The following is a 12,768-nucleotide window of genomic DNA, read 5'->3' on the forward strand; positions in this document are numbered from 1 at the left end:
TTGAGATTAGATCGGCTTTGCCTAGTATCGATTGGTATCAGTATGGTGGCGATGTTGAGATAAGGGATTATGATTATAGAGCTCAAGTAAAGAGACTTCCAACGAAAGCAGTTGGTGCCTCAAGCGACGTGAGTTATAACGGTCCCGTTAGCAATGTGTGGATGGTATCGCCAGGAATATTCAGATTTGTAATTGACCTAAGATATGCCACAGATGGAGATCCATGGATCGCTGGAGCAAATTACTATATATTGAGGTATGACATGTTCAAAACAGACCGCGAAACATATCTACTTTCACATGTGATAAATATTGATGCACCTAAAGGAAAGCTTGATATCATTTTGGGCTCTTCCCTGGCGACCAGTAGCGCTTGGGCTGGAAAGTATTCTTATCTTCGATTTTACGAAAGTGACAGGAACTGGTTGCAACCGGATTTTGTTGAGCCTGTGACAATGAGCTCGAATACTAATGATAATCCTATATGTAAATTAGTTGCAACAGGCGACCTTAATTTGGACGGAAGAAACGACATCGTTACGGTCGTTTTAACCAAGCCGGGCGGAGTGTACGAAATAAATGCGTATTATAGATTACTAGATGGATGGAATAAGAGAACTATTGCTATTTGGTCATCTGAAATTAAGAAAATTGCGTTAGGAAACATCGATCTTGATAACGATCCTGATATTATTGTAGCCGACATAAGCGGAAACCTGGCGTTCTACAGAAATGATGGCTTGTGGACTGAATGGCAATTCAAAGATGAATCTCAGAATGTTCTAAGAGAGGGTGCGGTAAACACTCCTGTAGAGATCACAGATCTTAAGGTCGCCAACACCCGGGCTAGCGGCAGTCAAGCTGACACAGAAAGAGGTTTGGACGTTGCGGTAGGGACAAGAAATGGTATCATTGCGGTTTACCAGAATCTGCGATCTGATGGTACTGTTTGGAAGAGGAATGCCTTGACCGCTAATGCTCAAATAACCGTCCGAAATTATCCCGTTTCAGATTATAATACTATTTATGGGACGATAGTAGCTGGCGACTATACCAAGACCATGGAGGAGGTTGCATATGATTATGAAGAAATTAGGGAATCTCTCATCCCTTTTACTACGCGGAATTTTATCCTAACACAAGGTTCCGTGACTGGAGAATATCACACTGCTACGGAGGATGAGATCGCCCAACTTGCAAACGTGGGAAATGTAGATGATGCAAACCAAGTATATACAGTGAATGGAGGCAAAACGGTTCATGTGGTTAAGTGGGATCCAACTAACCTAGGAAGCTACGAGTATGTAACTCCGGCATCAATAAGATTTTTGGCCTATTATAAGGCATCTTCGGAAAGTGGTGTCATACGTTATATCTACGATAGCACCCAAATAGATATGATACCCATCAGCAATACCAATGGAGAATGGGCGCAGGCAGAATACGTCTTTCCACAAAGTTCTCCATACTACCTCGATCCAGTGAAATTGAAGGATCTATCTGTTTTATTTGAAAACATAGCAGCTTCAACAGTTGATTTTGATTATTGGGCTATTGAAGTAACCTGGAATGTCGCCGCACTGCAACATGAATGGAAATTTAATGTTAAACCTACGAATACCGCAAACGATTTAACGTTTTATTTGCGTGCACAGAAGGTTGATCTGAATGCACAATTACTTGAAAACTTCAGATTTTATTATTATACTGCAACCACAGGACCGGAAGTCAAGACATTTTTTGATTTTCAAGTGACTGAGAGTACTGTACCTGATGTACCCATTGTTGCTACGATGCCAAAGAGTATCAGCGGAGAAGTTTACATAGGAGTTATTGATACAAATAGAAATGAAAAGGATTTGACATCAATTCGGGTAATCGAAATGTATATCGGTACACCAATGCTTGTTTCTTCATATGCACAGGAGATTTATTCGATAGATATTTCGAATGTGGTCGGTGATGGATTAAAAGATTTTGTCGTGTTGTGTAAGAGAACCACTGGTGAGGGCTCGGTATTGATTTTTGCAAATGTTAATGGAGACCTGTTTAGCACTGCTCCGACTATAATCACTGTAGCACCATCATTAAATAAAATAATACTAAAGAGCGTTGGTGTTGGTAACATTATTGCCAGTGATGGATTAAATGATATTGCGGTTTCCTATTACGATTCTAATTCTAAGATATCGGTAATCATGATTTATTATCGTGAAACAAGTCAGTCAAATTGGCTAGCGTTGAACTTGGCAACTAGTTATCAAAAACTTGATGCGGATAATTTCAAGAAGGAATTTCTAAAGATGGTAGCTGCTGATATCAATGGAGATGGCAGAACTGATCTGTTGGTCTCTACTGCCGATGGCTTCTTGTTTATGTTTTCCAACTATTCCGATTCGCTTTGGGAAGACTATGTTATGGATCGGGTTACAGATGGTCAGAAAGGGCTGATTCAAGACATTAACATCGGCTAATGTGGTTTCTTTTTCCATTTTTATTTGAATCTTTCATACTTTTGGCAAAGGAATATCGCTAATTCTCATTTTGAGATGAGAATAACTTAGCTAATTGAATAGATAGAGGATTTCAATCAAAATGCAATGAAAACGTCTACATAACTGATCCTTAAGATTACATGGTTGTGATCTATCTAGCAATGGAATGGTGACAAATTAAGAAGAATTGTAAATGATCACACAGAAACTTAATGTAGTGTATTTCTCAACACTTGTCATACGATGCGACCTGAATTGAATTCATAGCGTGAAACGAGATGTAAAGATGAATTCTAAAGATATTCTGGAAGCGTCTTGAAATCAATATTGAGCTGGACGATATCTCCAACAACGCCTACAGAATCTGTCTTAATCGCAACTCGCGGAATCTTAAGTACCGATTTCTTAATCTTTAAGTCTTCAATCACATCTTTTGAGACCTCGACTACGAGTGTAACAACTTTCCACGTTTCTGTATCGACGGTCGCACCGACAAACGTCCCGATTCTTTTTCCATCCTTTGTAATAACATCTTTCTTATCGTCAGTTAGTACTTCAAGTAGCATACTGTTTCCCATAGGAACTTATTTAGCTCTAGAGATATAATCATTTCGAACCAGTGATTTTCGATGGTAAATCGAATCAATAAATTAGGATGAATCCACATTATCAGCATAATCAACTAGGTTTTGGATTAGAAAAGGTCAAGAGTATTTCCTATTACCAAAATTCTTTCAAAGAATTTCTCAGGAAATTCAACAAAAGTTTTCTGTATCGATGATTTTCTGTATCGATCTTTGAAGTTGCTGCAATATCTGACAGATTTATATTGTTGACATTCTATTATTCATAGATGTGAATATCCTTGTAACAGGCGCTTCCGGGCAGCTCGGCTCGTACCTCATTGACGAACTGGCATGCGATCACGAAGTCAAGGGCATCGATCTTAGAAGGCCTGAAATCGAGGCGCATTCCGATTTGGTCTCGATTATTGATATAAGAGATAAAGAGAGCGTTCTGAAGGAATGCGAATGGGCAGATGTCGTTGTGCACGCGGCTGCGCAGGTGAGCGTTGAGAAAAGCATCGAAGATCCTCTCATTGATGCCGACATCAACATTATGGGAACGCTGAACCTTCTCAAATCTGCGTTTATTGCAGGGGTTGAGCTATTTGTGTACGTATCAAGCGCTGCTGTCTACGGCGATCCCAAGTATCTGCCGGTGGATGAAGCCCATCCGACATGCCCGAAATCGCCGTACGGCATCAGCAAGCTGACTGGCGAGGAATATGTGAAGGCATTCGGAGACTGCTACAACCTCGATTACTTCATAATACGACCTTTCAACTTCTATTCTCCCAGAGCGGATCCGAAGAGTCCGTATTCCGGCGTAATCACGAAATTCGCCCGTAGAATTAAGGCTGGACAGCCGATCATCATCGAAGGCGATGGAGAGCAAACGAGGGACTTCATTCATGCGCTTGACGTGGCTTATATGATCCGTCTTGCCATCAATTCTCCAGTCCGCAATCTCGTACTCAATTGCGGATCTGGCAAGGCTGTATCGATAAACGAGCTTGCTGACATTTTTACATCAATCTGCGGCGATATAGAGGTTGTGAGGACTGAGCCCAGAGAGGGTGATATCAAGCACAGCGTTGCAGATATCACTTTGGCAAGAGATTTCTTAGGATTTAGGCCTCGAATTTCACTTGAGGACGGCTTGCGTGCGCTGCTTGAATGCAAAAAATAGAAAATTGCGACGAGTGGAAATAGCTCAGCACTTGATGTATTGATTTTCTTATGAGGAATTGTCCAAATCAGCAAGAGTCAACTCGATCAAAAAGCGTGAACCCTGCGATCTGTCTCCTTCAATTCGATCTTCAACCCAAACCTTTCCGCCGTATCGATCGACCAGCGATTTTACAATGGAAAGTCCTATGCCTGTTCCTCTTTTCGCTTTATTTGTGTCAGCGGCAAAACGACGTTCGAATACTCTTTCCTTGATTTCGTCAGGAATACCAGGTCCTCGATCCTCGATTGCAACTCTCGCGATATTGTTCGTAGTGTCCGCACTTACTTGAACCGTGATGGGCTGCGCCTCGCTGTATTTTATTGCATTCGTGATAATATTAAGGAATACGTGGGGCAGGGCATTATCCGCATTGACCAGAATGGTAGCTGGCCGATCTGTTTCTCTAATCATAGTGATGTTTGCATCGGGATATCTTTCCTTCGAAATCACCACCGCTTCCTCAATAGATTTGATTAAATCTATTGAGACAATTGGAAGTTCTTTTTGCTCGAGAAGTCTGACGAGTATTCTCACATTTTCAATGAATTCGACGAGCTTCTTGAGCGATGCGTTCAATTTGAGCGAATATGTGCTCAAATCCTTTTCGCGCTTTTCTGATTGATCGCTTCTTACGGCGTTGTCGAGTATCTCCGCGTACGCTGAGATAGGCGTCATGTAATTGATGATGTCATGAAGCAAGATGTCACTGTAAAGCTTGATCCTCTCAACCTGATCGCGAAATTTTGAGTACAGCATGGCATTCTCGCAAGCGTAGCCCAGTATTAATGAAAGCGTCGCAAAGAATTCTTCATCGTATTTAGAAAGCTCCAAAGGAAAATCGCTGCAAAGGCAGATAGCTCCCCTCAATTCTCTCCCGTTAATAGGGGAGAAAACAACTGTTGCTGCATCTGGAAATCTTTTCAGGATGTTGATATCTCCAGTGGAAGGAGATGTGCACATGACTGAATTCTTGGAAATAACAGTGCGCTCAAGCTCCATCACAAAATCTTTGTCCTCCGTTATTCGTTCATCGTTGCAAAATTTTCCGATGCAAATCGTCTTCTGTGGTTTCATGTTTTCATCGAGGCAAAATGCCATTCCACTGTTGAAGCCAAAAAATTTCGTGACTTTTTCGATCGAGGTTCTCATCACTTCGTCCGGGTTGAGCGTCGATTGCGTTGAAAGGCTAATTTCATTAAGAAGTTTCAGGAGAGAAATATATCTGGTCAACGATTTTCTCTTTTCTTGAAGCTCTGTAATATCCTCCCCAATCGCAATGCTTGTGAGCTTTCCCTGAGGGTTTATGAATCCGCTGAGAATCCAACTGACACTGATCTTTCTCCCCTCCTTCGTCGTTGTGTCCCATGTCCTTCTTACGATTCTCCCATCTCTTACTTCATTTTCGATTAGACTCTCTACTTCCTGCCTACTGTTTGGCGGCACAAACATATCGAAAAAATTCTTTCCAATAACATCTGATCGAGAGTATTCAAATATCTCTTCAGCGCCCCTGTTGAACATTGTTATGGTGCCGTCAAATTCCAATTCAATGATGATGATCCCCGCAGAATCGATGAGTAGCTCAAGTCGCCTCTTTTCAATTTCAATTTCATTTTTCATCGATTCGTGCAAGGTCATATCCCGAATCGTTCCTTGCACGTACTTACTCCCGTTTTTCCATGTGATCAATTGGGCGATGATTTCGCACCGCTTAATGTGCCCCTCTTTCGCAATGAAATCAACAAAATACCTAGAATCTGCTCTCTTGCCCTGAATCCTTTCAGAAAATTGTGAATATGAAAATCGTCTTGAAGTCAGCGTCATCAGGTCAAAAATCGACTTTCCCATGACTTCTTCTTGTTTATACCCCAGAATATTTTCGATGGCTGGATTCACATATACAATCTTCCCGTCATTATCAATGAGATAAACGATATCATTTATGGTCTCAACAATTTTCTTGAAGTCAATTCGTTCCATGGAGTGCTATCCTTGATAAACTTTCTTGCTTATTAATACGGAATTCTCAAATAAAATTTTCTAAATGAACCTCGACTTTTATTGAAACAAGAAAGAAAAAAAGATTCTGAAAGAATGTTAGAGCGGGGAACACGAAAAGTGTTTTCGGAAGACGATTGATAATTAAGAAGTTTTGAAAAACATTGTCAGCCATCTAATCGTTATCATTTTCTTTTACTTACCGAGCACCACCGATAAAATTGACCATCTTTGGTATGTTGAATTCATAGTTATAATCTTCAGCCGTCCCATCGGTCATCTCTACTCTTGCTCTCACTCTGCCCTTTTCAAATATAATTTCTGCAATTCTAATGCGTGACTGATAGTAAGCGATTCTCTTGCCTGCCTGAGTCAATCGCTTTTCTACGCAAACAATAAAACCTGCCTTTTCAAGTGCATGTATTTTCCTATAACACGCAGCGATGGGAATGCCCAGCGACTCGCTGAGTTCAACAGCACTCCGCGGTCTTGACATCGTGCCAAGCAGTATCTTAGCGCAGTACTCCTCAGTTAGCAAACGAGAAGTTTCAAGTGCATGCATATTCTCACAAATGAGAAGGACGACGAGATCGATATTTAAATTATCTTTTGTGATTATCAGTTTTGATTCTCTCGATCGGCCGCGAGATTGTGTTAGCCAGTCTAATACTTGGCATTCGCCTTGCTCGCGTTCTTCTCATCAAATCATCAAATGATTAATCTCCTTTTCTGTATTTTCAACAAAGTCTTGATTTCAAGTATGATCGCAAATTCTAGAGGTAAATTCATCCCCCCTTTCTATATCATTTCCAGTTTTCATCGTTTTAATTTTAGTAATCTTTTAGATAATGGAAATATTTATATATGGTACTGCATCTAAAAACTTTACAAAAGGGGGTTGAATAGTGTCCTGCGGAAAGTGTGGATCAAAGAAGGGAGGAACAAAGAAAGAGGAGAAAAAGGGACAGAAGAAGAAAGCTACGAAGAAGTAATAAAGTGGGTGGTACATCACCGACCATAAAATTCAGTGAGAGCGTTCGGACGCTTTATTTGTTTCCTCTGGTAACTAATTTACGTTTTCGTTTTTTATTTTACTAACTCATTTGATTACTTTTTTGCAATTATTTGAAATTTTGAGTGCAGCGAGCCATTGTGAGGGATTGAATTACCCAGGGGATCATCGCATCGAGAATTCAAACTTGTCGAGACTGGTAGTATTGATTGTGCAAAACTCATTTCAATGGCATGAGGTCATTTGTATTTCGAGAATAAATCTCATCTTCGAGGGCAAAGCCTAGCAGAATTCAGTTGCAGACCTGTGCCCCGAATTCATTTCGTGTGATTCACATGATACTCCTTCTTCCTTATCCTCACATGACTCCTCTCTTTTCGCAGAGATGTATATAGCTGCAAAGATCATGGCAGCACCGGCGATACCTGGGAATGTGAGCACTTCTCCCAGAATGATGCAACCGAGTAGGGTTCCGAAGATAGCTTCGGAGAGCACAATGGTGGCCGATGTCGTCACGGTGATTTTCGTCAATCCCTTTGCCCACAGCAGCGATGGTATGGAAGTACACATTATTCCGACATAAAATGTGGGAATCATTGAATCCAAATCAAGAGCGAAGGATGCGCCTGTTGCACATGCAAAGACGAACAGCGGTATTGGGTAGAGTGTATAAACACCCGTGATCCACTGATCATAAGTCAAACGACGCAGTGCTCTTTTGGTCAGAACCCATATGGTGGCACCCGTCGCTGCAGATCCGATGAGCATCATGTCTCCAAGAAACTCGCCTTCCAGCAAATTCTTGAAGTTCCAGCCAGTTGTTAAGGAAACAAGACCGATCATTCCCAATGCGATTCCGACCATAGAAGTTCTGTTGAAACGCTCCTTAAGCACAAGCGCTGAGAGCGGCGCCGCAAACACCACCGTACTTCCTATGATGAGTGCCCCCTTCGAGGCATTCGTCATCGTCATCCCAAGGAATTCGAGAGCGATCGATATAGCGCCAATAAGCATCGCTGCCCAAACCTCCCATTTTTGATATATTCTCAATGTCAAATTTCCCCTCATCACTGCAAGAAAAACTGCGAGAATGCCGCCTAAACCGATGGCGAGCGCTTGGAAAGCGAGTGGATCGCCCGCTTCCACGCCGATTTTTATCGCCACATACGAAGTGGCGAACATCATGCTTGAGAGGAAGGTGAGAGCTATGGCCTTGTTCTTTGTGAACTCCCCTTCTCCTATCGATGCGGGTTTGAAGACCGGCATCGACACCACCGGCATCCGCATTATCGAAAAGGTCTTTTAATTTTTCGAAAAAATTTAAAATATTTGCAATGCCGAGTCATGGAAAATGCTAACAAAGAGCAGTTTGCGATCAAAGTCGTATTTCTGATCAGGGTTTGCTTTCGCCGCTCAACAAACTGCTCTCTGGCGAAAATTCCGCTGTCTGAATTGTCAAAGTGTTTACTTGTGTGATTCCAATGATTACCTAAAAATCTTAACGATGTTGATCATTTTCTCTTTGAGCACATCAATATCCAATGTCGATACAATGAGTCCTATGATTATTCCGAAGACAGCGCCGCCTATAACATCGAGCGGCCAGTGAACGCCGTAATAGATCCTTCCAAAGCCAATTGCTATTGCGAATATGCCAAAAGGTAAAATGAAGCGCCAGTCCCTTGCACCAAGTGCAGCAGCGGCCGCAAAGCTTCCTTCTGTATGCCCTGATGGAAATGAAGGATCCCTCGGAAGGTACACAGTGTGAACATTCTCCAACACCTCAAAAGGTCTTGGTCTATCGATAGCATACTTAATGGAACCGCCAACCGCGATGTGAAGGAGAATTGCTAGAAGCAAATAAATTGCGAGCTCTTTCTTTTTCAAAAACCAGAAAATTGGAATTACGAGAAACCAGAAGAAGAAAGAACCCATCTCAGCAAAAATCCTGCACACGAACTCGAAGCTAGGATTCCAAAGAGCGTTTATTTGAAGAAAAGCATTTTTATCCCACGCGATCACGCGATCGTTTTGAAGAATTATAAGAAAGGTTGTGATGGTCGCTATGAGGACAATAACGAGGTAATTTCTTTCTTTTGCTTTCTGCTTATCAGAAGTTGACACATGCGCTTCTTTCATTTTTTGCACACTAAGCGAATCGTATCAAATGATACAATGCTCTTTCGATGGGCAATTTTCCGCCCGTAATAATGTTTAAGCTTTCGCCAATTATTAGATCAATCAAATGTTTGAAAAAGTTCTCCTGCCCGTCGATTTCTCCCAACAATCTCTCATGATGACAGATTGCGTCGCAGAGCTTAGACAGTTCGGTGCAGAACATGTGATCATCCTTCACGTCATGCCATCAAGAGGCGATCTTCCAGACGAGCAAAAAAGGATCGCTGAGGATCTCGTCAACAAGCTGAAGGAAAGGGGGTTTGAGGCGGAGTTCAGAGTCGTATATGGCGATCCTGTCCATGAGATTCTTGCAATGGCCGAAAGGGAAAAGGTAACACTCATCGTTATGGCATCGAGCGGTAAGGGCCGTGCACGCGAATTTTTCGTTGGAAGCACGTCATTTGGCGTCGTTAGGAGAACGCGCAAGCCCGTGCTTATCGACAAGTTTGAGGTGATTGATGCAGATGGAGCTCGGAGGATCAAGCCTGCCTGCACGACGCTTTTTAGAACAGCACTCGTGCCAGTCGATTTCTCGAGGTGTACGGATAAAATCATCGATCATTTGCATCATCTCGCGAAGCGGGGATTGAGGAAAATTGTGTTGTTCCATGTGATTGAATCTCGGAAATACAGCGTGTCTTCAGACAAGAGATTTGATGAAGTAAGAAAACACTTGGAATCCTTGGAAAAAGATTTGACGGAAGCCGGATTTGAAGTCATGACGCACGTCCATTATGGTACACCATCATACAATATTCTGGAGGCTGTGAGGGAGTTCGAAGCCTCGCTCATCATTATAGGAGCATCGGGGAAGAGTTTCTTCAAGGGTCTTGCCCTCGGAAGCACATCAGAGGAGGTGATTAGGAGGGCCGATGTACCGCTCCTTGTGTTGAGCTGCTGACAATTCTTTTGAAGAATCGAGGAAGTGGGCATTACATTGACTGTTTGATCGCCTATAAAAAACACATATACTGCGTTTCGTTTAAAAAAGAGGTATTTGAAAACTTTTTACAAGAAACGAACATATCATTCAACATCTCTTCCTCCGTCGACTGAGAGCGGGAAGGAATTGCATGAGGACATTTGATTATCGTCTCCAAACCGCCGTCTCGTGGGCATTCGCGATCCTGATTTTCCTTGCTACGGAGTATGCCATCTTCAGCGCGAACATCTTCTGGATCATCATGGGCTTCTGGGCCCTGTGCATTACCGTTCTTCCAGCGGTTATGAGTCGGGCATTGGCACGAATCTTGCCGTTTGAACTTCTTTTCCTCATCGCCCTTCCTTTTTTTCTCTACTTCATCCCAGGAATTCTTAACATACAAAAATCATTGTTCATTGAAAATCTCATGAGGGCATCTCAGGTCATGGCCACGTTCCTCATAGGTTTCGTCACGGTTATCGACATCCACACTTATACAAGCGTGAAAATGAACATGGTGTTTGCACTCGCCTTCACGGTCATGCTGACCATGACGCTTGGTAGCTTCTTTGCGATTGCTGACTTTGTATCTGATGAGATCTTTGGTACCCACTCCCTCCCGAACAACGATTACCTCATGCTGAACCTCCTTTACAGCTTCGGCGGAGGTATTTTCATGGGAGTGATGCTTGCAATCTACTTGCGAAAGACGACGGCAGAGAGGCTGAGACGCTTTGGAATAGACAGAGGGGATAAGCGGTGAAAAGGGGAGAAGTTGAGCGGTATCTCGGCCATTTTTTCGAAGCGTCGTTATTTGCGATGTTCTTACTAGGACTCGCTAACGACGATTTGTACGCAGCGTTTTCAGCGCTTTTCGGCCTCGGCATGGCGATGATTCCATGGTTTTTAAAAAGGGAAAGGATATTGGTTGTACCCTTTGAGCTTACGCTGTGGATTTTCTTTGCTCTCTTTCTCCACAATCTCGGCATCCTCGCAAAATTCTACGACACGGTGTGGTGGTGGGACAAATTGACGCATTTCCTTTCAACCTCGCTCATTGCCACCTTTGGATTTGTGGGGATCGTGATCATCGATAAGTACGTTGATTCGATTGACCTTCCTCCCAGGTTCCTCCCCTTTTTCATCATTGTTTTCGTTGGTACAATGGGTGTGTTCTGGGAGATTATTGAATTCACATTAGATAAGCTGCTGGGCACCTCAATGCAGTACTCCTTGAGCGATACCATCATGGATCTTGTTTTCGACATTTTCGCAGGTTTTATCGTTGCCGTTCTCGGACCCCTTTACTTGCGATATCGACCAGTCGATGATATCGTGGAGGAAATGAAAGTAGGGAGAGTCTTTGAGCAAATTTTGGATAGAACAACTGAAAGTGATCAAAATGGCAAGGTGGTACTGAAATGAGCGCTGGGCAGATAAAACACGGTGACGATAGGAGAAATTGAGATGGGAGTAAGTACTTCTTTGCAAGCCTTTGATCGACTGTATTTATCATGGCAAATCGGACCTGTGAAACTTTGCTCAATATGCTCTCAACGAGAAATTGAAAATATGGTGGAGACGAAAGCGGTGAGTCTTCAAGCAATGAATTTTCAGGATGGTTTTTGAAATGCGGAAGAAAGTTCTCCTAGTCCGGCCAAAACCCACATCTTTCACGAATATGGATCTACGGATTTTGCGGAAAGCATTCGATGTAACCTTTATAGACTTTGGTTTTTTCAGAATTGACCCTGTCAAGTTCATTAGATCAATATTTGCGGTTGTTTTCAAGGCGAAATCCGTCGATTTGATTTATACGTGGTTCGCTGATTTTCATTCGCTCATTTCATTAGTAATTGCAAAGGTGTTTGGCAAGAAATTCATCGTGGTGTTGGGTGGTTATGAGCTTGCGCGAATAGAAGAAATTTCGTACGGATCGATGCTAAGTCCCATAAAATCAAGAATGGTGCGCATTTTGATCGATAAAGCGGATCTTGTCATCGCAGTTGATGAGTCCCTTGCTAAAGAGGCAGCTGAGTTATCTTCATCGAACGGAAAGAATATTATTACCATCCCTACTTCATACGATCCAGATCAATTCTTCCCATCCGATAAAAAGGCGGATATCGTTCTCAGCGTAGCTTTTTGCGAAAATTGGCAACGAGTGAGGTTAAAAGGACTCGACCTCTTTGTCGAGGCCGCAAAATTCCTTCCCAACGTAAACTTCATTGCTATTGGGGCAAGAGATGAAGCCATGGAAAAGCTGAAGGGACTATCGCCTCCAAATGTGATGATCTTGCCTCCCGTGCCGCAGGATGAACTCGTTCCTTATTATCAACAGGCAAAGGTTTATTGCCAGCTTTCCATGC

11 protein-coding genes are annotated in these 12,768 nt (G+C 42.5%); 6 read left to right on the forward strand and 5 right to left on the reverse strand.

What is annotated here, in order from left to right; genetic code table 11:
- Nucleotides 1-2,474: hypothetical protein (locus tag QW087_07885; GenBank protein ID MEM2944643.1), on the forward strand; the 2,474-nt coding region annotated here is incomplete at its 5' end.
- A 314-nt stretch (nucleotides 2,475-2,788) separates the two neighbouring features.
- On the opposite strand, the gene QW087_07890 is transcribed toward QW087_07885, so the two are convergent.
- On the reverse strand, nucleotides 2,789-3,073 hold the full coding sequence (locus QW087_07890; protein ID MEM2944644.1) for a hypothetical protein: 285 nt from the start codon (nucleotides 3,071-3,073) through the stop codon (nucleotides 2,789-2,791).
- 277 nt (nucleotides 3,074-3,350) lie between these two features.
- On the opposite strand from QW087_07890, the gene QW087_07895 reads away from it, so the two are divergent.
- Nucleotides 3,351-4,247, forward strand: a complete 897-nt coding sequence (locus tag QW087_07895; protein ID MEM2944645.1) for an NAD-dependent epimerase/dehydratase family protein — start codon at nucleotides 3,351-3,353, stop codon at nucleotides 4,245-4,247.
- Nucleotides 4,248-4,295: 48 nt separating this feature from the next.
- Here the strand turns inward: QW087_07895 and QW087_07900 are convergent, their stop codons facing one another.
- The 4 genes from QW087_07900 to QW087_07915 all read right to left on the reverse strand — a co-directional run bounded on the left by QW087_07900 (nucleotide 4,296) and on the right by QW087_07915 (nucleotide 9,438).
- A complete protein-coding gene (locus tag QW087_07900) occupies nucleotides 4,296-6,269 on the reverse strand; it encodes a PAS domain S-box protein (protein MEM2944646.1) in 1,974 nt (657 codons plus the stop codon).
- A gap of 217 nt (nucleotides 6,270-6,486) precedes the next feature.
- Nucleotides 6,487-6,849, reverse strand: a complete 363-nt coding sequence (locus QW087_07905) for a helix-turn-helix domain-containing protein (protein MEM2944647.1) — start codon at nucleotides 6,847-6,849, stop codon at nucleotides 6,487-6,489.
- Nucleotides 6,850-7,581: 732 nt separating this feature from the next.
- The gene (locus QW087_07910) at nucleotides 7,582-8,565 is read right to left on the reverse strand and encodes an EamA family transporter (protein ID MEM2944648.1); all 984 of its coding nucleotides are present in this window, start codon (nucleotides 8,563-8,565) and stop codon (nucleotides 7,582-7,584) included.
- Between the two features lie 219 nt (nucleotides 8,566-8,784).
- The gene (locus QW087_07915; GenBank protein MEM2944649.1) at nucleotides 8,785-9,438 is read right to left on the reverse strand and encodes a phosphatase PAP2 family protein; all 654 of its coding nucleotides are present in this window, start codon (nucleotides 9,436-9,438) and stop codon (nucleotides 8,785-8,787) included.
- Between the two features lie 106 nt (nucleotides 9,439-9,544).
- Here QW087_07915 and QW087_07920 point away from each other — a divergent pair, with 106 nt between their 5' ends.
- The 4 genes from QW087_07920 to QW087_07935 all read left to right on the forward strand — a co-directional run.
- Nucleotides 9,545-10,378 carry a universal stress protein gene (locus QW087_07920; GenBank protein MEM2944650.1) on the forward strand — a complete coding sequence of 278 codons (834 nt, stop codon included), beginning with the start codon at nucleotides 9,545-9,547 and terminating at the stop codon, nucleotides 10,376-10,378.
- Nucleotides 10,379-10,550: 172 nt separating this feature from the next.
- A complete protein-coding gene (locus QW087_07925; protein MEM2944651.1) occupies nucleotides 10,551-11,162 on the forward strand; it encodes a hypothetical protein in 612 nt (203 codons plus the stop codon).
- Nucleotides 11,159-11,824: a hypothetical protein gene (locus QW087_07930; protein MEM2944652.1), complete on the forward strand. Its 666-nt coding sequence runs from the start codon at nucleotides 11,159-11,161 to the stop codon at nucleotides 11,822-11,824. The genes QW087_07925 and QW087_07930 overlap by 4 nt, the downstream gene beginning before the upstream one ends.
- A gap of 205 nt (nucleotides 11,825-12,029) precedes the next feature.
- A partial coding sequence (locus tag QW087_07935) for a hypothetical protein (protein ID MEM2944653.1) occupies nucleotides 12,030-12,768 on the forward strand: 739 nt, incomplete at its 3' end.

Source organism: Methanomassiliicoccales archaeon (assembly GCA_038850735.1).
Taxonomy (GTDB): domain Archaea; phylum Thermoplasmatota; class Thermoplasmata; order Methanomassiliicoccales; family JACIVX01; genus JACIVX01.

Coding starts and splice junctions, on each gene's coding strand:
- QW087_07890 (MEM2944644.1), bottom strand. CDS start 3,073: ATGGGAAACAGTATGCTACTTGAAGTACTAACTGACGATAAGAAAGAT.
- QW087_07900 (MEM2944646.1), bottom strand. CDS start 6,269: ATGGAACGAATTGACTTCAAGAAAATTGTTGAGACCATAAATGATATC.
- QW087_07905 (MEM2944647.1), bottom strand. CDS start 6,849: ATGCATGCACTTGAAACTTCTCGTTTGCTAACTGAGGAGTACTGCGCT.
- QW087_07910 (MEM2944648.1), bottom strand. CDS start 8,565: ATGCCGGTCTTCAAACCCGCATCGATAGGAGAAGGGGAGTTCACAAAG.
- QW087_07915 (MEM2944649.1), bottom strand. CDS start 9,438: ATGAAAGAAGCGCATGTGTCAACTTCTGATAAGCAGAAAGCAAAAGAA.
- QW087_07920 (MEM2944650.1), top strand. CDS start 9,545: ATGTTTGAAAAAGTTCTCCTGCCCGTCGATTTCTCCCAACAATCTCTC.
- QW087_07925 (MEM2944651.1), top strand. CDS start 10,551: ATGAGGACATTTGATTATCGTCTCCAAACCGCCGTCTCGTGGGCATTC.